Raw genomic sequence first — 23,457 nt, 5'->3', positions numbered from 1 at the left:
CGAGGAGTTGTACGGACAAAGGCGTCCCCACATGCCGTTTCGAATCGCATTCGAAGCAGCATCGTGTGGACGCCTTTTTTGTTTTTCGCGCCGCCCCGGCGGCGCAACGGACGGAGTCACGATGAAAAAGCTCAAGCTGGTGATGGTGGGGAACGGCATGGCCGGTGTGCGCACGCTGGAAGAGCTGCTCAAGATTGCCCCCGATCTGTACGACATCACGGTGTTCGGCGCAGAGCCGCACCCCAACTACAACCGCATCCTGCTCTCGCCCGTGCTGGCCGGCGAGCAGACCATCGACGAGATCATTCTGAACGACTGGTCCTGGTATGCCGACAACCACATCACGCTGCACACCGGCTTCACCGTGACCGATGTGGACCGCGTGCGCCGCGTGGTCAGCGCCACCAGCAAGGACGGCACGGTGGTCACCGCCGAATACGACCGCCTGATCCTTGCCACGGGCTCCAACCCCTTCATCCTGCCCATCCCCGGCAAGGACCTCCAAGGCGTGCTGGCCTACCGCGACATCGCCGACACCCAGGCCATGATCGACGCCGCCGCCACCTACAAACACGCCGTGGTCATCGGCGGCGGCCTGCTGGGCCTGGAGGCCGCCAACGGCCTCATGAAGCGCGGCATGCAGGTCACCGTGGTGCACGTGGCGGGCTGGCTCATGGAACGCCAGCTGGACGACGTGGCGGGCAAGATGCTGCAGGATTCGCTGCAGCAGCGCGGCATGCAGTTCCTGATCGGCGCGCAGACGCAGGAACTGGTGGGCAACGCCGATGGCCGCGTGGCAGGCATCAAGTTCAAGGACGGCACCGAGGTGCCCGCCGACCTCGTGGTGATGGCCGTAGGCATCCGCCCCAACACGCAGCTCGCCGAAAAGATGCGCCTGCACGTGAACCGCGGCATCGTGGTGAGCGACACGCTGCAGACCACCACCGACGCGCGCATCTACGCCGTGGGCGAGTGCGCCGCGCACCGGGGCATCGCCTATGGCCTGGTGGCCCCGCTGTTCGAGCAGGGCAAGGTGCTGGCCAACCACCTGGCCGAGTTCGGCATCGGCCGCTACCAGGGCTCGCTCACCTCCACCAAGCTCAAGGTCACCGGCATCGACCTGTTCTCGGCCGGCGACTTCCAGGGCGGCGAAGGCACCGAGGAAATCGTGATGAGCGACCCCTTCGGCGGCGTGTACAAGAAACTGGTGCTCAAGGACGACAAGCTCGTGGGCGCGTGCCTGTACGGCGACACGGTGGACGGCAGCTGGTATTTCAAGCTGCTGCGCGACGGCCGCACGGTGAGCGACATCCGCGACCGGCTCATGTTCGGCGAATCCAACATGGGCGACACGGGCCACCAGGGCCAGAGCAAGGCCGCCGCCATGCAGGACAGCGACGAGGTCTGCGGCTGCAACGGCGTGACCAAGGGCGCCATCTGCAAGGCCATCAAGGAAAAAGGCCTGTTCACGCTGGACGAAGTGCGCAAGCACACCAAGGCCAGCGCATCCTGCGGCTCGTGCACCGGGCTGGTGGAGCAGATCATCATGTTCACGGCGGGCGGCGACTACAGCGCCACGCCCAAGACCAAGGCCATGTGCGGTTGCACCGACCACGGCCACCAGGCCGTGCGCGATGCGATTCGCACAGCCAAGCTGGTGACCATCGCCGACGTGTTCAGGTTCATGGAATGGAAGACGCCCAATGGCTGCGCCAGCTGCCGCCCCGCGGTCAACTACTACCTCATCAGCACCTGGCCCAAGGAGGCCAGGGACGATCCGCAAAGCCGCTTCATCAACGAACGCAGCCACGCCAACATCCAGAAAGACGGCACCTACAGCGTCATCCCGCGCATGTGGGGCGGCGAGACCACGGCCGACGAACTGCGCCGCATCGCCGATGCGGTGGACAAATACAAGATCCCCACCGTCAAGGTCACGGGAGGCCAGCGCATCGATTTGCTGGGCGTGAAGAAGGAAGACCTCGTCAACGTGTGGAAGGACATCGGCATGCCCAGCGGCCACGCCTACGCCAAGGCCCTGCGCACCGTGAAAACCTGCGTGGGCAGCGAGTGGTGCCGCATGGGCACCCAGGACAGCACGCAGATGGGCAAGGACCTGGAGCGCGCCATGTGGCGCATGTACGCCCCGCACAAGGTCAAGTTCGCCGTGAGCGGCTGCCCGCGCAACTGCGCCGAGGCCGGCATCAAGGACGTGGGCATCATCGGCGTGGACTCGGGCTGGGAGATGTACGTGGCCGGCAACGGCGGCATCAAGACCGAGGTGGCGCACTTCTTTACCAAGCTCAAGACGTCGGAAGAAGTGCTGGAGTACACGGGCGCGTTCTGCGAGCTGTACCGCCAGGAGGGCTGGTACCTGGAGCGCACCGTGCACTACGTGGACCGCGTGGGCCTGGACTACGTCAAAAAACGCATCCTCGAAGACCACGAAGGCCGCAAGGCCCTGTGGGAGCAGCTGCAGTTCGCGCTCGACGGCGAGCCCGACCCCTGGTTCGAGTTCGACAAGGCGGCGGTGGACACCCGCCAGTTCGCCCCCCTGGGCGCCTGAGTCCCCACGGAGCACATCCCATGCAACGCAGAACCCTCCTGACCGCCGCGGCCTGCGGCGCCCTGGCCCCGCTGGGCAACGCCCACGCCCAGGTCACCGACCTCAACGACGCCATCAACAAGGCCGGGCGCCAGCGCATGCTGAGCCAGCGCGTGGGCAAGGCCTGGCTGGCCCTGTCCCACAAGGCCGACACGCCCACGGCGCGCCAGGTGCTGGGCCAGTCCATCGCGCTGTTCGAGCGCCAGCTGGCGGAGCTCAAGGCCTTTGCGCCCTCGCCCGCCATCCGCGAGACCTATGTGAAGCTGGAAACCGCCTGGGCCGCCCACAAGGCCACGCTGGCGGCCGAAACCTCGTCCGCCGACAACGCCAGCGCCATGCTGCAGGCCGATGCCAAGGTGCTGGCCCTGGCCCATCAGGGCACCACGCAGTACGAAGCCGCGCTGGGCAAGCCCGTGGGCCAATTGGTCAACGTTGCGGGCCGCCAGCGCATGCTGAGCCAGCGCATGGCCAAGTTCTACCTGGCCGCCATGCTGCCCGTGGACGCGGCCACCGCCACCACCGAGATCGCCAAGGCGCGCGGCGAATTCATCGCCGCCACCGAGCTGCTGCGCAACGCCCCCCAGGCCACCAGCCGCATCCGCCAGGAGCTGCAGCTGGCCGACGGGCAGTGGGTGTTTTTCGACGCCGCGCTGCAGCGCATGCAGGGCGGCGGCAACGTGAACCGCCAGGTGGCCGAGGTGTTCGTGGCCAGCGAGAACCTGCTCTCCAGCATGGACCGCGTGACCGGACTGTACGCCGCGCTTTCCGCCTGAGCCCGGCTGTTCGTCCGGTACCCCGTCCCACGGCCCCCACGCCCCCGCAACACAAAAAATCGAAGGAATCATCGCCATGACCATGACCACGACCACCCCCGCCGACTGGAAGCTGATCTGCCGCGTGGACGACATCCCCGAGCTGGGCTCGCGCCGCGTGGCGCGCCCCCAGGGCCTGGACGTGGCCGTGTTCCGCAACGATGCCGGCGGCGTGTTCGCGCTGCTGGACCGCTGCCCGCACAAGGGCGGCCCGCTGTCGCAGGGCATCGTGTTTGGCACCCACGTGGCGTGCCCGCTGCACAACTGGACCATCGGCCTGTGCGACGGCCAGGCCTCGGCGCCCGACGAAGGCTGCACGCCGCGTTTCGCCGTGAAGGTGGAAGACGGCAGCGTGTACCTGGACGCCACGGAACTGGCCTCGCACGCGCTGGACCTGGCACGGCCGCTGGCCGGGCCCGCGCGGCGCGGCGTGGCGGCGTGAAGAAGAAGCCCCGGAGCCAGCTCCGCGCCAGAAGGCCTGTCGCCCGAAAACGCTAACAAATTCATAGCTTTCAGCGCTTACCACACAAGCGCTGGAGCACAAAAACACCGGAATCCACGCCATGCAAGAAACCAAATCCACCTGCCCCTACTGTGGCGTAGGCTGCGGCGTGATCATCGAAAGCGACGGCCCCCAGATCACCGGCGTGCGGGGCGACCCGGACCACCCCGCCAACTTTGGCCGCCTGTGCACCAAGGGCTCGACCCTGCACCTCACCGCCAGCAGCCCCATCACGCTGCAGACCCGGTTGCTGCAGCCGCAGCAACGTCTGCAGCGCAGCGATGCTCCACGCGCCATCTCATGGGACACGGCCCTGGGCCTGGCCACCGAGAAGTTTGCCCACACCATCCAGCAGCACGGCCCCGACGCCGTGGGCTTCTACGTGAGCGGCCAGTTGCTGACCGAGGACTACTACGTCTTCAACAAACTCGCCAAGGGCCTGATCGGCACCAACAACATCGACACCAACTCGCGCCTGTGCATGAGCAGCGCCGTGGCGGGCTACAAGCAGACGCTGGGCGCCGACGCACCACCCGCCTGCTACGACGACGTGAAACACGCGCAGTGCCTGTTCATCGTGGGCAGCAATGCGGCCTGGGCGCACCCCATCCTGTTCCGCCGCATCGAGGACGCGCGCGCCGCCAACCCCGGCATGAAGGTCATCGTGGCCGACCCGCGCCGCACCGACACGGCCGGCATGGCCGACCTGTTCCTACCCATCCAGCCGGGCAGCGACGTGATGCTGTTCAACGGCATGCTGCACATCATGCTGTGGGAAGGCTGGATCGACGCCGCCTACATCGGCGCGCACACCACGGGCTTCGACGAACTCAAGGCCCTGGTGCGCGACTACACACCCGAACGCGTGGCGCAGACCTGTGGCATTTCGGTGGCCGACCTGACCACCGCCGCCAAGTGGTTTGCGCAGTCCAAAGCCACGCTCAGCCTGTACTGCCAGGGTCTGAACCAGAGCAGCAGCGGCACGGCCAAGAACGCAGCGCTCATCAACCTGCACCTGGCCACCGCGCAGATCGGCAAGCCCGGCGCGGGCCCGTTCAGCCTGACCGGCCAGCCCAACGCCATGGGCGGGCGCGAAGTGGGTGGCCTGGCCAATCTGCTCAGCGCCCACCGCGACCTGGCCAACCCGCAGCACCGCGCCGAAGTGGCCGCGCTGTGGGGCGTGGCCGATGTGCCCAGCAAGCCGGGCAAGACGGCCGTGGAGATGTTCCAGGCCGCCGCCGACGGCGAGATCAAGGCCCTGTGGATCGCCTGCACCAACCCCGCGCAGAGCATGCCCGACCAGGCCACCGTGCGCCGCGCTCTGCAGCGCGCCGAGTTCGTGGTGGTGCAAGAAGCCTTTGCCACTGCCGCCACCTGCGCCTTTGCCGACCTGCTGCTGCCCGCCACCACCTGGGGTGAAAAGACCGGCACGGTGACCAACAGCGAGCGCCGCATCTCGCGCGTGCGCACTGCCGTGCCCGCACCCGGCCTGGCGCGCCACGACTGGGCCATTGCGGTGCAGTTCGCGCACCAGCTAGAGGCCCGCCTGCGCCCCGGCCAGCCCACGCTGTTCCCCTACGCCACTGACGACGCCGACCAAGGCGCCGAAACCGTGTGGAACGAGCACCGCGAAAGCACGCGAGGGCGCGACCTGGACATCACCGGCCTGTCGTGGGAGATGCTCGAATCCCAAGGGCCACAACAGTGGCCGCTGCCCGAGGGCGCCACCACCGGCAAGGCGCGCCTGTACGAAGACGGCGTGTTCCCCACCGCCGACGGCCGCGCACGTTTTGCCCCGCACGCCTGGTTGCCCACGGCCGAACAACGCGAATCGCGCTACCCCTTCAGCCTGACCACGGGCCGCCTGCGCGACCAGTGGCACGGCATGACACGCACCGGCACGCTGGGACGCCTCTTCGGCCACGTGGCCGAGCCCAGCGTGCAGCTGCACCCGCAGGACATGGAGCGGCGCGGCCTGAAGAACGGCGACCTGGTCTATGTGACAAGCAAGCGCGGCACCATCGTGGTGCCCGCGCAGGCCGACACCACGGTGGGCCTGTCGCAGGCCTTCATGGCGATGCACTGGGGCAGCGAGTTCTTGAGCGGCTGCTCGTCCACCGGCGAGCGGCTGGCGGGCGTGAACGCACTCACCACCTCGGCCTACTGCCCCACGTCCAAGCAGCCTGAGCTCAAGCACGCGGCCGTGAAGGTGCTCAAGGCCGAGCTGCCCTGGACGCTGCTGGCCATGGCCTGGCTGCCCGCCAGCAGCGCCCAGGCCACGCGCGAGGCGCTGTCCGCGCTGATGGCGCAGTTTCCGTTTGCCAGCTGCGTGCCCTTCAGCAACAACACGCCGCTGGGCGAACCCGGGCGCGAGCGCGTGGGTGTGCTGCTGCGCGCCGCCGCGCACGAAGCCCCGCCGGACGCCACGGTGGAACACATCGAAGCCCTGATGGGCCTGGCCACCACCGACACGCTGCGCTACGCCGACAAGAAACGCGGCCAGCGCCGCGCCGCGCGGCTGGCACGCCACGGTGACACCACCACGCTCGAAGGCATCGTGCTGGCAGGCGACACCAGCGCCGAGGGCTGGCTCAAGACCCTGCTGCAGGAAGAGCTGCCCGCGCAAACTTATGGCCGCCTGCTGCTGGTCCCCGGCGCCAAGGCACCCGTGGCGGTGCAGTCGCGCGGCAAATCAGTGTGCACCTGCTTCAACGTGACGGACACCGCCATCACCGCCGAGCTGGCGCGCTGCCACGGCACCGACGACGACCGCCTGGCCCAGTTGCAAGGCAAGCTGCGCTGCGGCACCAACTGCGGCTCGTGCCTGCCCGAACTCAAGCGCATGGTGCGCGCCACCGGCCCATTGGCGTCCAAGCCCCTGGCGCAGGCCACCATATAACCAAAAGTTCTCTGGGTTGCAGGAAAATAGCGGCTCAGTTCCCCCTAGAACCCCCACAAGGACTTGTGCAACAGGGCTCCAGCTAGGCATTTTCGGCGCAGACAGTACGCCTGTACGGCAAGCCGAAATAACGACGCTGGAGCCCTGTTTCACAAGTCCCGCAAAAAAACACCATGGGCATCAGTCAGTACATCAAGGAGATCGGGCGCGGCGCGCGCGGCGCCAAGCCGCTCGCGCGCGCGCAGGCCACGGATCTGTTCGGCCAGGTGCTGGATGGGCAGGTGAGCGACCTGGAGATCGGCGCCTTTTGCCTGGCCATGCGCATCAAGGGCGAGACCTCGGAGGAGATGTGCGGCTTTCTCGATGCCACGCACCAGCGCCTGGCCCTGCTGCCCGCCACCGACCGACCGCTCATCGTGCTGCCCAGCTACAACGGTGCGCGCAAGCTGCCCGTGCTGACGCCGCTGCTGGCCCTGCTGCTGGCGCGCGAGGGCCTGCCCGTGCTGCTGCATGGCATGCGCACCGAGGCGCGCCGCATTCTGGCATCGGATGTGCTGCTGGCGCTGGACGTACCTGCGCTGACAGCTCCTGAAAAGATAGCAAATGGCACGGTGCGCCACATCCATACCCAGCACCTGCACGCGGGCCTGGCGCGCCTGCTGGCCGTGCGCGAGGTGGTGGGCCTGCGCAACCCCGGGCACAGCGTGGTCAAGCTGATGAGCCCGTGCGCGGGGCCCTCGGTGGTGGTCACGGCCTACACCCATCCTGAATACTTCGAGATGCTGCAGACCACCTTCCACACGCTGGGCATGAGCGCGCTGCTCTCGCGCGGCCTGGAAGGCGAGGTCGCCACCGACCCCCGCCGCACGCCCCGCTACGACGGTTTCGTGCACGGCGTGCACAAGGTGCTGGAAGCGCAGCAGCCCGGCACGGCCAGCGAAGTGCCGGGCCTGCCGGCCGAGATCGACGTCGCCACGACCGCCACCTACACGCGCCGCGTGCTGGCGGGTGAGTTGCCGGTTCCACCCGCGATTGCGCGCCAGGTGGAACATATCTTGCAACTTGCCGATCAAACAGTTTCGGAGACATCCCCATGAGCCGCCCCACACCCCCCGCCACCCTGCCCCCCTCCAAGCCCCACCTGGGCACCGGCGGCAGCTGCACGCTGGTCGGCGCGGGCCCGGGCGACCCGGAGCTGCTGACGATCAAGGCCCTCAAGGCGATCCAGGCAGCCACCGTGCTGCTGGTGGACGACCTGGTGAGCGATGCCATCGTGGCCCACGCATCTCCCACGGCACGCATCATCTACGTGGGCAAGCGCGGCGGCTGCAAGAGCACGCCGCAGGCCTTCATCGAGAAACTGATGCTGATGGCGGTGAACGAAGGCGAGAACGTGGTGCGCCTCAAGGGTGGCGATCCGTTCATCTTTGGCCGTGGTGGTGAAGAAGTGGAGCACCTGCGCGCCGCCGGTGTGCCCGTCACCGTGGTCAACGGCATCACGGCGGGCCTGGCGGGCCTGACCTCGCTGGGCGCACCGCTCACCCACCGTGAGCATGCCCACGGCGTGGTGTTTGTCACCGGCCACGCCAAGCCCGGCGACGCGGGCACCGACTGGCGCCAGCTGGCCGCCACGGCCCGCGACGCCAGGCTCACGCTGGTGATCTACATGGGCGTGAGTGGCGCTGCCACCATCGAGCAGGAGCTGCTCACCGGCCTGCCGGCCGACACCCCCGTGGCCATCATCCAGCACGCCAGCCTGCCGCACCAGCGGCAGGCCGTGACCACGCTGGGAGCGCTGCATGCCACCATCACCCACGAAGGGCTGGCCAGCCCGTCGGTGATCGTGGTGGGCGATGTGGTGCGCGGCGTGGCCCTGGCATCGCAGGACGCTCCCCTGGCGCGCCGCGCCGTGTAGGCCGCGGACGCCACGCCGCCTCCCCACCGTCCCGGGGCCCCCGCCCCGCCGCACCGTGCGCCCCGCCGCCAACGGCACGCCGCTGGCGGTGCGCCGTGGCCACGCCTCATCCCATCGTTCCCCCGCACGACGACCATCCGGCGGCCACGCGCTGGCCCGGCTATTGCTTGAAGTATGTATCTGAATGCAATGAGCACAAGGACCACCATGGCAGCCTATTCCCTCTCCCCACGCCCGGGCACGTCCGCACCGCCTTCCACCCTGCCCATGCCTTCGCCACCGGCGGCACGCGATGCCGAGATGTCGCTGGTCAACCTCGCCGCCCGCCAGCGCATGCTGTCCCAGCGCATGGTGCTGCAAACCGTGCTGGCCGCCGGCGGCAGCGACCTGCACCTGAAGGCCGCGCGCGGCACCCTGGCCCTGTTCACCGCCAGCCAGGCCCGGCTGGTGGACACGCCCCGCCATTTCAACGCTCCCGACGCCGACCGCATCCGCAAGGTGTATGGGCAGCCCGGAGGCGTGGGCACCGTCATCGATGCCTTTGCCCAGCAGGTCGCCACCGCGCTGGACCTGACGGAGCGCCGCAGCCCACGCGTCGAGGAAGTGCTCGCGCGGCTGGTGGAGACCACCGACGGCGTGCTGGAGGCACTCAACACCGCCACCACGGTGTTCGACCAGGTGGGCAAGGCCCAGTCCGAAACCCTCATGACGGAACTGGCGGGCATCGTGGAGTCCATCCAGACGGTGGCCCGCGAGGCCAAGGTGGTCAGTTTCAATGCGCAGGTCATGGCGGCGCGCGCGGGCCAGCACGGGCGGGAATTTGCCGTGGTGGCGAACGTGCTTTCGGGCATCACCCATGAAATCGACGGCCTTTCGCTGCAGGCCGTGTCGCTGGCAGGCCGCACCCGCAACGCGGCCTGACCCCCATTCCGCAAAGATGGCGCGAACGTCCCGGAAGACCGCGAACAGCCTCTTACAATTGGCATCCATGGAAACGCCGCCGGTGCGCGGGGCGCCCACACTGCGAGAGCGCAGGCCCGCCCGCCAGGGGCCTTCCCGCTGACTGCCAGACACAACACCATTTTCGGGAGATGCGCGAGCCATGAAGATCACCACCCTGTGCAAGAGCCTGGCGTTGGCCGGCTGCCTGCTGGCCAGCGCTAGCGCGGCCTGGAGCTACGAAATCAACGCCGGCAAGGTGCTGGACGGTGCGGGCAAGGCCATCCAGCTGCGCGGCGTGAACTGGTTTGGCTTCGAGACCAACAACCATGTGGTGCACGGCCTGTGGGCACGCAACTGGACCGACATGATCACGCAGATGCAGGCGCAGGGCTTCAACGCCGTGCGCCTGCCCTTCTGCCCCGCCACCTTGCATGGCTCCGCCACGCCCAGCAGCATCGACTACGGCCGCAATGCCGACCTGCAGGGCCTGTCGGCCATCCAGGTGATGGACAAGGTCGTCGGCGAGCTGAGCAACCGCGGCATGTATGTGCTGCTGGACCACCACACCCCCGATTGCCAGACCATCAGCGAGCTCTGGTACACCCCGGGCTACAGCGAGCAGCAGTGGATCAGCGACCTGACCTTTGTGGCGCAGCGCTATGCGGGCGTGCCCGGCGTGATCGGCATCGACATCAAGAACGAACCCCACGGCGCGGCCACCTGGGGCACCGGCAACAACGCCACCGACTGGAACCGCGCGGCCGAGCGCGCCGCGGCGGCCGTGCTGCAGGTGGCGCCCCAGTGGCTGATCGCGGTGGAAGGCATCGGCGAAAACCCCAGCTGCTCGGGTGGCAACGCGCACTTCTGGGGCGGCAATCTGGAACCCCTGGCCTGCACGCCGCTGAACATCCCGGCCAACCGCCTGCTGCTGGCGCCGCACACCTACGGGCCGGATGTCTACGTGCAGCCCTACTTCAACGCCTCCAACTTCCCGAGCAACATGCCGGCCATCTGGGACCAGCATTTCGGCCAATTCGTGCAGGCGGGCTATGCCGTGATGCTGGGCGAGTTCGGCGGCAAGTTGGGCCGTGGCGATGCGCGCGACGTGCTGTGGCAGAACGCGCTGGTGGACTACATGGTCGGCAAGGGCATGCGCAGCGGCTTCTACTGGTCGTGGAACCCCAACAGTGGCGACACCGGCGGCATTCTCGATGACGACTGGACCACCGTGCGCGCCGACAAGGTCCAGTTGCTGCAACGGCTGTGGGGCGATGCAACCACCCCGGCGCCCACACCAACCCCTACGCCGACTCCGACCCCCACCCCGACGCCAACGCCCACCCCGGCCGCGAACTTCTCCGTCCTGCAGACGACGGACAGCGACTGGGGTTCCGGCTATTGCCAGCGGGTCCAGATCGTGAACACGGGCACCACCCAGGGCAACTGGGCCATCACCGTCCCGGTGAGCGGCACCGTCAACAACCTGTGGAACGCCACCTGGTCCCAGGCGGGCAGCAACCTCAACGCCTCTGGCGTGGACTGGAACAAGACGCTCTCTCCCGGAGCGGCGGCCGAATTCGGCTTCTGCGCCGTCCGCTGATCATCACCCCGCGCCGCCGTCGCGCGGCGGCGCGCATACCGCCAGCCAGCCCGTCCATCAAGCCGTCAGGTGCCCGCCGACTCGCGCACCTGCTGGAAGCGTTGCGCCAGCTCTTTGCGCAGCGCCTTGCGCAGCAGGGCCGCTTCCCAGCGGCGGCGTTCGTCGGCCGTGGACGGCGACAGCGCCGGCACCGTCACCGGCTTGCGCGATTCATCCACCGCCACCATGGTGAAGAAGCAGCTGTTCACATGGCGCACCACCTGCGAGCGGATGTCCTCGGCCACCACCTTGATGCCGATCTCCATGGACGATGACCCCGTGTAGTTCACGCTGGCCAGGAAGGTCACCAGCTCACCGACATGGATGGGCTGCAGGAACATCACCTGGTCCACGCTGAGCGTGACCACGTAACACGCCGAATACCGGCTGGCGCACGAATAGGCCACCTGGTCCAGCAGCTTGAGAATGGCGCCACCGTGCACATTGCCCGAGAAATTGGCCATGTCGGGCGACATGAGCACGGTCATGCTGAGTTGGTGGGAAGGGATGTTCATGCCGCGATTCTAGGGGCCGCACCGTCTCGGCGGCACAACGCCACGGCCGCTACACTCCCGCCACACAAGCCAGTTCAAGGCACCTGGTGCCGGAGGGAAAACATGCTCGAAATCGACAAGCTCAATGAATTCACCGAAAGCCACGGCGCGCTGCGCACGGGGCGCGGACTGGTGTCGGGCGTGATCGCGCTCACGCTCGCGATCCTGTGCTTCCTGGGCGTGCTGGCCTTCCACTTCCCCGAATACCTGACCACGCCACAGCTGCGCAAGAGCTACGACGTGACGGTGATCCGCACCATCATGCTGGCGGCCATGGCGATCGCGGGCGGCATCTCGCTGGTCAACATCCTGTTCAACCGCTCGCGCTGGCTGGCCACGTTTGCCTTCGCCATGGTGGCGCTGGCCGCCTTCCTGGGCGGCCACAAGGTGGAGGTGGACCCGAACTTTCCCGACAACACGCCCTACATCGGCCTGGACTGGTTCATCCTCGACCTGCTGGGCAGCTCGCTGATCTTCATCTTCATCGAGAAGCTGTTCGCGCTGCGCAAGGACCAGCCCATCTTCCGCGCCGAGTGGCAGACCGATTTCCACCACTTCATCGTGAACCACATGGTGGTGGGCTTCGTGCTGCTGGCCACCAACCTGCTGGTGCACAAGTTCTTCGGCTGGGCCGCCAACGACGGCATCCGCGGCTGGGTGCAGGGCCTGAACTTCTGGGTGGCGCTGTTCCTCATCGTGCTCGTGGCCGATCTCGTGCAGTACTGGACACACCGCGCCTACCACGAGGTGCCGCTGCTGTGGCGCCTGCACGCCGTGCACCACAGCGTGAAAAGCATGGACTGGATGGCCGGCTCGCGCCAGCACATCCTGGAGCTGCTGATCACGCGCACCCTGGTGCTCGCGCCCATCTACGTGCTGGGCTTTTCCAAGGAAGTGATCGACGCCTATATCGTGGTCGTCGGCTTCCAGGCGGTGTTCAACCACGCCAACGTGAGCGTGCGCCTGGGGCCGCTGCGCTACGTGCTGGTCACGCCCAACTTCCACCACTGGCACCACAGCCAGGACCAGGAGGCGCTGGACAAGAACTACGCGGCGCACTTTGCTTTTCTCGACTACCTGTTCGGCACCGCCGTGAAAAGCACCAAGCTCTGGCCCGAGCACTATGGCGTGCTGGGCGACTACGTGCCCAACGGGTTCGTCAAGCAGTTCAAGTTCCCGTTCACCTGGAAAGGGTGAGGCGGGTTCGTCCGACGCACTACGGCTTGCCGAGCTCGGCTTCGAGCGACTTCAGCTGGTTGCGCAGCTCGTTGGTTCGCGCCTCGCACGCGGCCTTGTCCTTGTCGGCACCGGCGGCGCGCTCCTGCGCGAACTGGGAGCCTGAGGCCAGGGTGCTGCGCCGCAGCGGGCCGGCGTGGGCCACGGCGGTATCCGGCGCCGTGGCCGCACATTCCTGCTGGCTGCGCTCGACGGCCGCGCGCGCCTGGGGCACGCCCTGGTTCTGCAGATAGTGCTTGCGCTGCCAGGTCGCGCCGAAAGCGCCTTCCTTCGCGGTGGAAGGGGCAGGCTGCACGGGGGTGGCGCCCTGCATGGCGGGCCGCACCTCGACCTTCTCGCCCTGGCCCGGGCAGGGCCCGTCCTGGAACGACACCTTGCCATCGGCGTCCGTGCATTTGTTGATGGCCCAGGCCGGGGCCAGAAAGCCCAGCAGCAGCAGGGCGCAGGCGGCATAGCGGATCGGATTCATGGAACAGTCCTTGGCGGATGGATGGCGCATGCTAACGCCCCGCGCGGCCAGTCCCCCGGGCGACGGTGCTTGCGGGGAAACCCCGTGGCCGCCCGCGCGGCAACCTTCCTACCATGGGCTCCCCCTGCCGCCCCTGGAGACCCCATGCCCGTTGTGCCGCCCTCCGACGCCCGCCTCGCCCTTGCCGCCAGCGCCGCCCGCGCCCCCTTCGGCCCATGCCGCCGCACCCTGCTGTGCTGGGCCGCCGCCGCGCTGTCGCCACTGCCGGCCATGGCCCAGGCGCAGCCCCGCGCAGACGTGAGGGGCGACATCCTGATCGGCAGGTCCACCGCGCTGTCGGGCGGCATGGCACCGTTTCTGCAGCCCATCCATGAAGGCCAGGATGCCGCCATCGAGGACGCCAACGCCAAGGGCGGCATCGGGGGACGCAAGATCCGCCTGGTGACCATGGACGATGGCTTCGACCCGCGCCGCACGCTGGAAAACGCCGTGCAGCTGAGTGAAAAAGAAGGCGTGGTGGCCCTGTTCGGCGTGTCGGGCACCTCGCAGGTCATCGGGCTGCTGCCCTACCTCGCGCAGGCCAGGCTGCCGCTGATCTCCGTGTACACCGGCAGCCCGGCGGTGCGCGCGCAGCAGCACCCGTACCTGTTCACCACGCGCGCCAGCTATGCCGATGAGCTGGTCAGGATCGTGCGCAACCTGGTGGCGGTGCAGACCCTGCGCATTGCCGTCGCCTACGAGAACAACGATTTCGGCAAGCTGCTGCTGCCGCTGGTTGAAAAAACGATCGCGGCCGAAGGCGCCACCATGGCGGGCTCGCACGCGCTGGACCCCAAAGGCCAGGACGCCGCCGATGCCGCCAAGGCGCTGGCCGCGCACAAGCCACAGGCCGTGCTGCTGGTGGCGGCGGGCCCTCCGGTGGTGGCGTACGTGCGCGCCAACCGCGCACACCTGGGCGTGCCGGTGTATACCTTGTCGCTGGGCGCGGGCTCGGCGGTGCTGCGGGCGCTGGGCGAAGACGCGCGCGGCCTGGCCGTGGCACGCACGGGCCCCTCGCCCAGCCGGCCGACCATCGCGCTCACGCGGGACTTCCAGGCGTCGATGAAGCGCCACGACAAGCCCGTGGACTACGACCGCTACACCGGCTACATGGATGCGCGCGTGCTCATCGAGGGCCTGCGCGCAGCGGGGCCCGGCGTGACGCGCGCGAGTCTGGTGCAGGCCATGCAGGGGCTGGGCAACCTGGACCTGGGCGGCTACGGCTACCAGTTCAGCGCACAGAACCACCACGGCTCGAACTTCGTGGACATCGCGGTGGTGGGCTCGGGTGGCGTGTACCGGCAATAGGCACCGGTTCGAGGGGCCTACCCGCCCCGTGCGAACGCTGCGGCGACAATGGCGGCCCGCCAACGCCGCCTTCGCCCCACCGTGCCCCACGCTTCCTCCCCTCCATTCGACGTAGTCATCATCGGCGCCGGCGCCGCCGGCCTGTTCTGCGCCGCCCAGGCGGGCCAGCGGGGCCTGAAGGTGCTGCTGATCGACCATGCCGAGAAGGTGGCCGAGAAGATCCGCATCTCGGGCGGCGGGCGCTGCAACTTCACCAACCGCGACCTCGATCCCGCCGCGCCCCACAAGCACTTCGTGGGGCAGAACCCGCAATTTTGCCGCTCGGCGCTCTCGCGCTACACCCCCGCCGACTTCATCGCGCTGGTACAAAAACACGGCATCGCGTTCCACGAAAAACACAAGGGCCAGCTGTTCGCCGACCGCTCGGCCGAGGACATCATCGCCATGCTGCTGGCCGAGTGCGCGGCGGGCCAGGTGACGCACTGGCAGCCTTGTGCGGTCAAGAATATAGTGTTTTCAGCCCCTGGCGCTGATCCATCAAGCGCTGGCAGCTATCAAATTGATACCGACCGGGGCCCGGTGCGGGCGCGCTCGCTGGTGATCGCCACGGGCGGGCTGTCCATTCCCAAGATCGGCGCGACCGATTTCGGCTACCGGCTGGCGCAGCAGTTCAACATCCCGCTCATCGAACGCCGCCCGGGTCTGGTGCCGCTGACCTTTGATGGCGCGGGCTGGGCGCCGTATGCGCAACTCGCGGGCTTGGCGCTTCCGGTGCAAATCAGCACCGGTGCCAAGAAAGCCCGTATGGCCTTCGACGAAGACCTGCTGTTCACCCACCGCGGCCTCTCGGGCCCGGCCGTGCTGCAGATCTCCAGCTACTGGCAGGAGGGCACGCCGCTGGTCATCGACCTCGCGCCCACGGTGGATCTGCCCGCCGCGCTGGCGCAGGGCAAGGCCCGTTCGCGCAAGCTGATCGCCAACGAGCTGGCCGCCCTCGTCCCGGGCCGCCTGGCGGACGCCTGGGCCCAGCGCGAGGCCGACTGGCAGCGCCCCATCAACGAGGCCAGCGACAAGGCCCTGGCGCGGCTGGCCGAACAGCTGGCGCGCTGGGAGCTCACGCCCACCGGCACCGAGGGCTACAAGAAAGCCGAGGTCACGCTCGGCGGCGTGGACACGCGCGTGCTGTCGCAGCAGACCATGGAGTGCAAGACGCAGCCGGGCCTGTACTTCATTGGCGAAGTGGTGGACGTGACGGGCTGGCTGGGCGGCTACAACTTCCAGTGGGCCTGGGCCAGCGCCCATGCCTGCGCGCAGGCGCTGCCGCTGGCGGCGCATTGAGGCGGCGGAGGACGCCTGTGCAGGTGGCTCCCCGGGGATGGCTCCTGCACTCCGGTCAGACACACAAACAAACGCTTTACCAGCCATGGGGAGCCTCGGCATGGACGGATTCGAACGCGCGGAGAGGTGGCAAGCGGCTGCCACGGCCACGGGCGCGCTGATCGCCCTTGTACCGGCCGCAAGCATGGCCGGGAATATCTTCATCGCGATCCTTGCGGCACTGGGCATGGGGTCGCTGGCCGGGGGCGCGGTGATGGTGCGGTGGCTGCTCACCGAAGAAGGTGACGCCTACCTGCGGGCCGACTCGCGCATTTCGGGCCGTTCGACCTCTCGCCTCTCCCTGTGTCTGGGCAATTTCTCGCCAGGCGCCCTCCTGGTCGGGCTCGCCGTTGCGCTGCACATCCGGCTCGCATGATGGGGACCACGGCGGCATTGAGGAGACATCATCCGGCCAGCGAGGCTGGCTGAATGCACTCGGAAGCCAGCCCGCGCACTGGCGCGCCATGGAGCACGCAGTGCTGCAATGCCCAGGCGAGCAGGGCCTCGGGCGGCAGCGGGCGGCTGAAGTGGTAGCCCTGCAGCTCCTCGCAGTCCAGCGCACTCAGCACCTGGGCCGTGGCCAGGTCTTCCACGCCCTCGGCCACGATGCGCAGCCCCAGCGTGTGGCCCAGGGCGATGATGGCCCGCGTGATCGCCATGTCGGCGGGGTTGCTCAGCATGTCGTGCACGAAGGACTTGTCGACCTTGAGCCGGTCGATGTCAAAGCGCTTCAGATAGGCCAGGCTGGAGTAGCCGGTTCCGAAATCGTCGATGGACAGCTGCACGCCCAGCGACTTGAGCGCGGCCAGCTGCTGCTCGGCCGCGTGGGCGTTGTCCATGAGCTGCGACTCGGTGATTTCCAGTTCGAGCCGGTGGGCGGGCATGCCGGTGCGGGCCAGCAGCGCCTCGATGTCGGCCACCAGTTGCGGGTCCGCCAGTTGCGCGGCCGAGAGGTTGACCGAGATGGAGACGTCCGACAGCGGGTGGGCCGGCGCACGCCCGGCGGGATGGCCGGCGGGCGGTGCCTGCCAGCGCGCCCACTGCTCGCAGGCCTGCTGCAGCACCCAGCCGCCCATCGCGCGGATCATGCCGGTCTCCTCGGCGATGGGGATGAACTCGCTGGGCGGGATGGCGCCCAGCGTGGGGCTGTTCCAGCGCAGCAGGGCCTCCACCCCCAGCAGGCCGCCGCTCTTGGCGCTCACCCGGGGCTGGTAGTGCAGGCTCAGCTCATGGCGCTCCAGCGCGCGGCGCAGGTGCTGTTCCATGGACTGGCGGGCCAGCGCGCGCTGGTCCGTTTCGGCCGAATAGAACAGCGCCATGTCGCGGCCCGTGGTCTTGGCCTCGTACATCGCCGCATCGGCGCGGCGCATCAGCTCGTCGATGTCGCCGCCGTCCTCGGGGTACACGGCGATGCCCACGCTGCATGACACATTGAGTTCATGCCCCTCCACCGGGTGGCTCTGGCGGATGAGGGGGATGAGGCGCCGCTCCACGAGCTGCTGCACGTCCTCGCGCCCGGCCACGTCGCGCATCACCACCACGAACTCATCGCCGCCCAGGCGGCTGACGGTGTCGCGGCTGCGCACGGCCTGCGTGAGGCGCCCGGCCACCGAGCGCAGCAGCCCGTCGCCGATGTGGTGGCCCAGCGTGTCGTTGATGGCCTTGAAGCGGTCCAGGTCGATGAACAACACGGCGACCTTCTCGCCGGTGACGCTGGACTGCGCCAGCGCCAGCTGCAGGCGCTGCACGCACAGCGAGCGGTTGGGCAGCTCGGTGAGCACGTCGTGGTGCGCAAGGAACTGGATGCGTTCCTCGCTGCGCTTGCGGTCCGTGATGTCGATGGCGATGCCGATGTGGTTGGCCACGGCGCCGCCGCCCTTGCCCTCGCGCACGGCCGACACCATGAGCCAGGCCGGGTAGGTTTCGCCCGAACGGCGGCGAAACCGCACCTCGCCCTGCCAGGACTCCTTGTCGAGCATGGTGCGGCGGATCTGGGTGGACAGGGGCTCGCCGCCGGACTCCTCCAGCAGGAAGCCCAGATCTTCGCCCAGCACCTCGTAGAAGTCGTAGTGCGTGCTGCGGCAGAACGCCTTGTTCACGCTGATGATCTGCTGGTCGGCATTCATGATGATGATGCCCTCGGACGACGCCTCGAACACCTTGGCCCACAGCTCCAGGCGCTGCTCCATGACCTTGAGCACGTTGATGGGCGTGAAGGCCGTGAGCACCGAGTCGCGCCCCTGGAACTGCAGCCGCCGCGCCGACAGCACCGCCCAGGAGGGCTCGGGGCTGCCCTTCCAGCGCACCTCGAACTCGTCCACCGAGCCCTGGTCCGCCAGGCGCTGGAAGAAGCGCGCGCGCACGCCCGGCTCCAGCCCTGCGGCCCAGGGGTCGGTCTTGCGGTCATTGAGCCAGTGGGCGGCGGGGGCGTTGGAATGCAGCACCTCGTGCTCGGGGATGGAGGTGACGACCATGGGGATGGGGAAGGCCTCCACCAGCTCGCGCTGGGCCTCGGCCGCGCGGGCGCTGGCCGCCAGCTCCTGCTGCAGCAGGCGTTCGCGGTCCAGCTGGGCCAGCATGTCGTTGAAGGCCGTGACCAGCCGGCCGATCTCGTCGCTGCTGCTCCAGTGGGCCCGCAGGGTGTGGTCGCCGCTCTTGCGCACCTCATCGGCCACGCGCGCCAGTTGCTGCAGCGGCTTGGCGATCTGCCGGGCCACCAGCGTCACCAGAGAGAGGATGCAGCCCAGCAGCACGAGCGCGGTGCCCAGGTGCAGCCACATGCGCGCGTACAGCCCGTCCACCCGGCGGTTGAGCAACCGCTCCAGGTCGACGATGCCCACCGCCCAGGCATCGCGCAGGGCGCCCAGCACCTGCGCCTGCTGCGCCCCCACCTGGGCCAGGGTCAGGCGCGATTCGCCCGCCGCCACGCCCTGCAGCAGCGCCTGGAAGCTCTCCAGCGAGGCCTTGAGCGCCTCGCGCTGGCCCATCAGGGCCGTGCGCATCTCGGGAGAGCCCGCGATGAAGGCCTGGTTGTAGTCCGACTCGATGCCCTGCATCACCGCGTCGAGCCGGCCCACCAGCGTGAGCAGCTCGGAAGACCACTGCGGCCCGCGCCCCGCGGGCGCGGCATGGAGAAACACCACGGTGTCGTGCACCGCCTGCAGCAGCTCGGGGAAGCGCAGCACCACCAGCGACATGCCGTAGTAGCTGTCCAGGTCCGGGTCCAGGATCAGGTTGGACTGGTTGCCCACGGTGGTGAGCAGTTCTCGGCCGTCGCGCAGCAGCTGGCTGCGCAGCCGGGTGAGGGACGGCGCATCGGTGGCCGCCGGCGGGTGGGCGGCCAGCTGCTGCAGCACCCCGCTGAAGCGCTCGCCCTGCTCCTCGGTATGCAGCTGCTCGTCGTGGGCCGCACGCACGCCCGCCAGCCGCGCAAGAACGTCCGCCACGAGCGGCGGCTGCTGCGATGCATCGAGGAACTGCCCCATGAGCCCGTCGCGCAGCACCGCCGCATAGGTGGTGCCCACGATTTCCTTGCGCGTGAAATCGATGGCCACGTACTTTTCGTGGATCAGGATGCTGGAGACATAGATCACCGCCGACAGGTCGAGCAGATAGATGAGCATGAGCTTGCGGCCCACACTGAGGCGGCCCAGCCAGCCCGATACGCGGTGCATGAATGCCATGGTGTCTGCGGCGAAGGCCTGCCCGGGCGGATGACCCGGGCAGCCCACCGACGGTGGAAGATGAGTGTTACAACATGAAGCAATTTCCACGCCATTTCGCCGATCCGCCTGCGATGCGCCCGATTCGCCGACGCCGCGCCCCCCGGAAAGTCGGCGCGGCCCTGCCAGGGAGCCCGTGCCGGGCGATTGGCGGAGCCCAGCCGCCCGTGCCGCGAGAGGGGGGAAGCACGAAGCACCCCAAGGCGGAACCCGCTTCAGCTATAATCTCCGGCTTTGCTGGCAATGCCCCGTCGGCCAAATACTAGTTACAGACGGGGAAACCGCCACGCACGGTCTTGAGGCCCGATCTCCCCAAGACCCTCTGCGGGCAACATTTTGGAAACCATTAGCTAATGACTACGATCCGCGTAAAAGAAAACGAACCCTTTGACGTCGCCCTGCGCCGCTTCAAGCGCACCATTGAAAAGCTCGGCCTGCTGACCGACCTGCGCGCCCGTGAGTTCTACGAAAAGCCCACCGCCGAGCGCAAGCGCAAGAAGGCAGCCGCCGTGAAGCGCCACTACAAGCGCGTTCGCAGCATGCAACTGCCCAAGAAGATGTACTGATGGATCTTCGGCCCCAAGCCTTCTTGCTTGGGTCCCAGAACCCGCGCTAGGGACGCCAAGCGCGGGTTTTTGCTTTTCCGGGCTTGCACAAAGCCCCTCTGGCGTCGTTGCAGCGCCTTGCCGTAGCAAGAAGACTACTGCCTGCGGCGCTGCGCCTGGCCAGAGGGGCTTTGTGCAAACCCTCCGTCCCTGTCTGAAACCCCATAAAAAGGAAGCCATCATGAGCCTCAAGGACCAGATCACCGAAGACATGAAGACCGCCATGCGCGCCAAGGACAGCGAGCGCCTGGGCACCATCCGCCTGTTGCAGGCCGCGATGAAGCAAAGGGAAGTGGACGAGCGCATCGTGCTGGACGATGCGGCCGTGGTCGCCATCGTGGACAAGCTCATCAAGCAGCGCAAGGACTCGATCACCGCCTTCGAGGGCGCGGGCCGCCAGGACCTGGCCGACAAGGAGAAGGCAGAGATGGCCGTGCTGCAGGCCTACCTGCCCGAGCGCATGTCGGCCGACGAGACCCTGGCCGCCGTCAAGGCCATCGTGGCCGAGCTGGGCGCGGCGGGCCCGGGCGACATGGGCAAGGTCATGGGCGTGGTCAAGACCCGCCTGGCCGGCAAGGCCGACATGGGCCAGGTGTCCGCCGCCGTCAAGGCCGCGCTCGCCGGCTGACCGCCCGCCTCGCCACCCGGCGATTTACTATCAATTCAATAGCTGCCAGCGCTTGATCGACAAGCGCCGGTGGCTATTTTTACTTGAAATATCGCATCCACGCGCTCCTTGGCGCACCCGCTCAGAAGCGCACCACCACCTTGCCGAACGCGCCGCACTGCAGGTGCGCGAAAGCAGCCGGCACTTCGTCGGCGCCATACTCGCCCGCGATCACCGGCTGCAGCCCGGTGGCATCCACTGCGCGCACCAGGTCCTCCAGCGCGCGGCGGTGGCCCACACCGATGCCCTGCACAGTGGCCCGCCCCAGCAGGAAGCTGTAGACCGACGCACTCACCGTGTCGCCGGCCAGGGTGCCGATGACCGACACGCGCCCGCCGTGGCGCAGCGCCTGCATCGACCGGCCCAGGTTGGGGCCGCCCACCGTCTCCAGCACATGGTCGGCGCCCTGCCCCCCGGTCAGCGCCCGCACCTGCGCGGGCCAGTCGGCCTCGCGCGCCAGCGCATGGGCGGCGCCCAGGGCGAGCACCTGTTCGCGCTTGCCCGCATCGCCCGAGACCACGATGGGCACGGCCCCGTGCTGGCGCGCGATCTGCACGCCGAACAGCGCCACGCCGCCGGTGCCATGGATGAGCACGGCCTGCCCGGCGCGCACGTGGCCGGTCTCCACCAGCGCGAACCAGGCCGTGAGCCCGGCGATGGGCAGGGTGCTCGCGGCGGCGGCGCCCAGCGTGGCCGGCGCGGCCACCGCCCAGTCCGCCTCCAGCAGCACGTGCGAGGCCAGCATGCCCGGCCCCGGCGCGCCCAGGGCCACGGCAGCAGCGGGGCGCTCGCCCTCCAGCCAGCCGCCCCAGAAGGTGCTCAGCACCCGGTCGCCGGGGCGCCAGCGGGTGATGCCCGCGCCCACGGCCAACACCGTGCCGGCCAGGTCCGAGGCGGGGGTGAACGGAAACTCCAGCGGCATGCCCATGCCGTCCTGCGCCATCAGCAGGTCGCGGTAGTTGAGGGCCACGGCCTCGGTGCGCACCAGGATCTGGCTCGGCCCGGGCGCGGGCATGGGCGCCTCGGTGCGTTCCAGATGGGCGAGGCCGAAGCGGGGCAGTTGCCAGCGCTGGAGGGTGGCGGGTGTGTCGTGCATCGTCGAGTTCCAGGGAAAGAAAGGGATTTCGATGCTATTGGCGCTTCATGGATGCCAGTGGTTCTTGTTTTTCCCATGGCTGGATAGCAAAATTCTCCAATGAACGAACGTTTGCAGGGAATCGAGGCCTTCGTGGCGGCCGTGGAGGCCGGCAGCTTCGCGCTGGCGGCGGCGCGGCTGCACCGCACCCGCTCGGCGGTGGGCAAGGGCATCGCGCGGCTGGAACAGCGGCTCGGGGTGCGGCTGTTCCACCGCACCACACGCAGCCAGAGCCTGACCGACGACGGACAGGCTTACTACGAACGCTGCCGCCGCGCGCTGGCCGAACTCGACGCGGCCGATGCCGCCGTGGAGGCCGGCCGCCACGAGCCCGTGGGCACCCTGCGCATGAGCATGCCGGCGCTGTTCGGCCGCGCCTGCGTCGCGCCCGTGCTGCTGGGCCTGGCGCGCGAGCACGCCGGCCTGCGGCTGGACCTGCACTTCAGCGACCGGCGGGTGGACCTGGTGGAAGAGCGGATCGATCTGGCCATCCGCAGCGGGGTGCTGGACGACAGCAGCACGCTCGCGGCCCGCCCGCTCGGGCACCAATGGATGGGCCTGTATGCCGCGCCGGACTACCTGGCGCGGCACGGCCGGCCGGCAAGCTGGGCGGCGCTGCAGGCCGAGGCGCCCCGCCACGCCTTCGCCAGCTACGGACGCGACGACGGGCTCAAGCCCTGGCACTACCGCGATGACGCCACGGGCGAGCCGCGCACGTTCGCGGTGCCCGCGCGCGTGCGCTGCGACAGCCTGGAAGTGGTGGCCGCCACGGCGGCGGCGGGGCTGGGCATCGCGCGGCTGCCCGAGTGGCTGGCGGCCGAGCCGGTGGCCGCCGGCACGCTGGTGAAGGTGTTCGACGAGGCGCGCCCCTTCGGCTACGAGCTGCACGCCGTCTGGCCCCAGGCGCGCGCCCTGCCACGGCGCACGCGCGTCGTCATCGACGCGCTGGCCGCGCAGCTGCCCGCGCTGCTCGGGACCCGCTGAACGGCGGGCGCGGGCCGCCCTGGGGCGGCACTGGCAGCGGCGCCCGG

At 68.7% G+C, this 23,457-nt stretch carries 19 protein-coding genes; 15 read left to right on the top strand and 4 right to left on the bottom strand.

Going from position 1 to position 23,457, the window contains the following annotated elements:
- The first annotated feature begins 121 nt into the window (after positions 1-121).
- The 8 genes from nirB (at position 122) to AC07OC_RS05030 (ending at position 11,275) form a co-directional block, all read left to right on the top strand.
- Positions 122-2,566: a nitrite reductase large subunit NirB gene (gene nirB / locus AC07OC_RS05065; RefSeq protein WP_218340626.1), complete on the top strand. Its 2,445-nt coding sequence runs from the start codon at positions 122-124 to the stop codon at positions 2,564-2,566.
- 20 nt (positions 2,567-2,586) lie between these two features.
- A complete protein-coding gene (locus tag AC07OC_RS05060) occupies positions 2,587-3,378 on the top strand; it encodes a type IV pili methyl-accepting chemotaxis transducer N-terminal domain-containing protein (RefSeq protein WP_218340625.1) in 792 nt (263 codons plus the stop codon).
- An 82-nt stretch (positions 3,379-3,460) separates the two neighbouring features.
- Positions 3,461-3,859, top strand: coding sequence for a nitrite reductase small subunit NirD (nirD, locus tag AC07OC_RS05055; RefSeq protein WP_218294442.1), 399 nt, complete (start codon positions 3,461-3,463; stop codon positions 3,857-3,859).
- A 121-nt stretch (positions 3,860-3,980) separates the two neighbouring features.
- Positions 3,981-6,818, top strand: coding sequence for a nitrate reductase (locus AC07OC_RS05050; protein ID WP_218340624.1), 2,838 nt, complete (start codon positions 3,981-3,983; stop codon positions 6,816-6,818).
- 173 nt (positions 6,819-6,991) lie between these two features.
- Positions 6,992-7,915, top strand: coding sequence for a DNA-binding protein YbiB (ybiB, locus tag AC07OC_RS05045; RefSeq protein ID WP_218340623.1), 924 nt, complete (start codon positions 6,992-6,994; stop codon positions 7,913-7,915).
- Positions 7,912-8,733 carry a uroporphyrinogen-III C-methyltransferase gene (cobA, locus tag AC07OC_RS05040; RefSeq protein ID WP_218293864.1) on the top strand — a complete coding sequence of 274 codons (822 nt, stop codon included), beginning with the start codon at positions 7,912-7,914 and terminating at the stop codon, positions 8,731-8,733. Before ybiB ends, cobA begins: the two co-directional genes overlap by 4 nt.
- A gap of 207 nt (positions 8,734-8,940) precedes the next feature.
- Positions 8,941-9,654: a methyl-accepting chemotaxis protein gene (locus AC07OC_RS05035; protein WP_494600464.1), complete on the top strand. Its 714-nt coding sequence runs from the start codon at positions 8,941-8,943 to the stop codon at positions 9,652-9,654.
- A 181-nt stretch (positions 9,655-9,835) separates the two neighbouring features.
- The gene (locus AC07OC_RS05030; protein ID WP_218340622.1) at positions 9,836-11,275 is read left to right on the top strand and encodes a cellulase family glycosylhydrolase; all 1,440 of its coding nucleotides are present in this window, start codon (positions 9,836-9,838) and stop codon (positions 11,273-11,275) included.
- A gap of 65 nt (positions 11,276-11,340) precedes the next feature.
- Here AC07OC_RS05030 and AC07OC_RS05025 read toward each other — a convergent pair whose 3' ends face one another.
- Positions 11,341-11,829, bottom strand: a complete 489-nt coding sequence (locus tag AC07OC_RS05025; RefSeq protein WP_218293861.1) for an acyl-CoA thioesterase — start codon at positions 11,827-11,829, stop codon at positions 11,341-11,343.
- Positions 11,830-11,931: 102 nt separating this feature from the next.
- Between AC07OC_RS05025 and AC07OC_RS05020 the strand changes: the two genes are divergently transcribed.
- The gene (locus tag AC07OC_RS05020) at positions 11,932-13,065 is read left to right on the top strand and encodes a sterol desaturase family protein (protein ID WP_218293860.1); all 1,134 of its coding nucleotides are present in this window, start codon (positions 11,932-11,934) and stop codon (positions 13,063-13,065) included.
- A gap of 19 nt (positions 13,066-13,084) precedes the next feature.
- Here AC07OC_RS05020 and AC07OC_RS05015 read toward each other — a convergent pair whose 3' ends face one another.
- On the bottom strand, positions 13,085-13,573 hold the full coding sequence (locus AC07OC_RS05015) for a DUF4124 domain-containing protein (protein WP_218340621.1): 489 nt from the start codon (positions 13,571-13,573) through the stop codon (positions 13,085-13,087).
- A gap of 144 nt (positions 13,574-13,717) precedes the next feature.
- On the opposite strand from AC07OC_RS05015, the gene AC07OC_RS05010 reads away from it, so the two are divergent.
- The 3 genes from AC07OC_RS05010 (at position 13,718) to AC07OC_RS05000 (ending at position 16,673) form a co-directional block, all read left to right on the top strand.
- A complete protein-coding gene (locus AC07OC_RS05010; protein WP_218293858.1) occupies positions 13,718-14,920 on the top strand; it encodes an ABC transporter substrate-binding protein in 1,203 nt (400 codons plus the stop codon).
- A gap of 81 nt (positions 14,921-15,001) precedes the next feature.
- Positions 15,002-16,258, top strand: coding sequence for a BaiN/RdsA family NAD(P)/FAD-dependent oxidoreductase (locus AC07OC_RS05005; protein WP_370627819.1), 1,257 nt, complete (start codon positions 15,002-15,004; stop codon positions 16,256-16,258).
- Between the two features lie 100 nt (positions 16,259-16,358).
- On the top strand, positions 16,359-16,673 hold the full coding sequence (locus AC07OC_RS05000; protein ID WP_218340619.1) for a hypothetical protein: 315 nt from the start codon (positions 16,359-16,361) through the stop codon (positions 16,671-16,673).
- A 28-nt stretch (positions 16,674-16,701) separates the two neighbouring features.
- Here the strand turns inward: AC07OC_RS05000 and AC07OC_RS04995 are convergent, their stop codons facing one another.
- On the bottom strand, positions 16,702-19,980 hold the full coding sequence (locus AC07OC_RS04995; RefSeq protein WP_218340618.1) for an EAL domain-containing protein: 3,279 nt from the start codon (positions 19,978-19,980) through the stop codon (positions 16,702-16,704).
- Between the two features lie 392 nt (positions 19,981-20,372).
- On the opposite strand from AC07OC_RS04995, the gene rpsU reads away from it, so the two are divergent.
- Positions 20,373-20,585 carry a 30S ribosomal protein S21 gene (gene rpsU, locus AC07OC_RS04990; protein WP_005799779.1) on the top strand — a complete coding sequence of 71 codons (213 nt, stop codon included), beginning with the start codon at positions 20,373-20,375 and terminating at the stop codon, positions 20,583-20,585.
- A gap of 220 nt (positions 20,586-20,805) precedes the next feature.
- Positions 20,806-21,252: a GatB/YqeY domain-containing protein gene (locus tag AC07OC_RS04985; RefSeq protein ID WP_218293854.1), complete on the top strand. Its 447-nt coding sequence runs from the start codon at positions 20,806-20,808 to the stop codon at positions 21,250-21,252.
- Between the two features lie 121 nt (positions 21,253-21,373).
- On the opposite strand, the gene AC07OC_RS04980 is transcribed toward AC07OC_RS04985, so the two are convergent.
- On the bottom strand, positions 21,374-22,387 hold the full coding sequence (locus AC07OC_RS04980) for a zinc-dependent alcohol dehydrogenase family protein (RefSeq protein ID WP_218340617.1): 1,014 nt from the start codon (positions 22,385-22,387) through the stop codon (positions 21,374-21,376).
- A 99-nt stretch (positions 22,388-22,486) separates the two neighbouring features.
- Here AC07OC_RS04980 and AC07OC_RS04975 point away from each other — a divergent pair, with 99 nt between their 5' ends.
- Positions 22,487-23,410, top strand: coding sequence for a LysR substrate-binding domain-containing protein (locus AC07OC_RS04975; RefSeq protein ID WP_218340616.1), 924 nt, complete (start codon positions 22,487-22,489; stop codon positions 23,408-23,410).
- The last annotated feature ends 47 nt before the right edge of the window (positions 23,411-23,457 follow it).

It is taken from the genome of Acidovorax sp. GW821-FHT10E04, assembly GCF_059415185.1.
The sequence above is the reverse complement of the archived record's forward strand: the minus strand, read 5'-3'. Positions and strand labels throughout refer to the sequence as shown.

Coding starts and splice junctions, on each gene's coding strand:
- nirB (WP_218340626.1), top strand. CDS start 122: ATGAAAAAGCTCAAGCTGGTGATGGTGGGGAACGGCATGGCCGGTGTG.
- AC07OC_RS05060 (WP_218340625.1), top strand. CDS start 2,587: ATGCAACGCAGAACCCTCCTGACCGCCGCGGCCTGCGGCGCCCTGGCC.
- nirD (WP_218294442.1), top strand. CDS start 3,461: ATGACCACGACCACCCCCGCCGACTGGAAGCTGATCTGCCGCGTGGAC.
- AC07OC_RS05050 (WP_218340624.1), top strand. CDS start 3,981: ATGCAAGAAACCAAATCCACCTGCCCCTACTGTGGCGTAGGCTGCGGC.
- ybiB (WP_218340623.1), top strand. CDS start 6,992: ATGGGCATCAGTCAGTACATCAAGGAGATCGGGCGCGGCGCGCGCGGC.
- cobA (WP_218293864.1), top strand. CDS start 7,912: ATGAGCCGCCCCACACCCCCCGCCACCCTGCCCCCCTCCAAGCCCCAC.
- AC07OC_RS05035 (WP_494600464.1), top strand. CDS start 8,941: ATGGCAGCCTATTCCCTCTCCCCACGCCCGGGCACGTCCGCACCGCCT.
- AC07OC_RS05030 (WP_218340622.1), top strand. CDS start 9,836: ATGAAGATCACCACCCTGTGCAAGAGCCTGGCGTTGGCCGGCTGCCTG.
- AC07OC_RS05025 (WP_218293861.1), bottom strand. CDS start 11,829: ATGAACATCCCTTCCCACCAACTCAGCATGACCGTGCTCATGTCGCCC.
- AC07OC_RS05020 (WP_218293860.1), top strand. CDS start 11,932: ATGCTCGAAATCGACAAGCTCAATGAATTCACCGAAAGCCACGGCGCG.
- AC07OC_RS05015 (WP_218340621.1), bottom strand. CDS start 13,573: ATGAATCCGATCCGCTATGCCGCCTGCGCCCTGCTGCTGCTGGGCTTT.
- AC07OC_RS05010 (WP_218293858.1), top strand. CDS start 13,718: ATGCCCGTTGTGCCGCCCTCCGACGCCCGCCTCGCCCTTGCCGCCAGC.
- AC07OC_RS05000 (WP_218340619.1), top strand. CDS start 16,359: ATGGACGGATTCGAACGCGCGGAGAGGTGGCAAGCGGCTGCCACGGCC.
- AC07OC_RS04995 (WP_218340618.1), bottom strand. CDS start 19,980: ATGGCATTCATGCACCGCGTATCGGGCTGGCTGGGCCGCCTCAGTGTG.
- rpsU (WP_005799779.1), top strand. CDS start 20,373: ATGACTACGATCCGCGTAAAAGAAAACGAACCCTTTGACGTCGCCCTG.
- AC07OC_RS04985 (WP_218293854.1), top strand. CDS start 20,806: ATGAGCCTCAAGGACCAGATCACCGAAGACATGAAGACCGCCATGCGC.
- AC07OC_RS04980 (WP_218340617.1), bottom strand. CDS start 22,387: ATGCACGACACACCCGCCACCCTCCAGCGCTGGCAACTGCCCCGCTTC.
- AC07OC_RS04975 (WP_218340616.1), top strand. CDS start 22,487: ATGAACGAACGTTTGCAGGGAATCGAGGCCTTCGTGGCGGCCGTGGAG.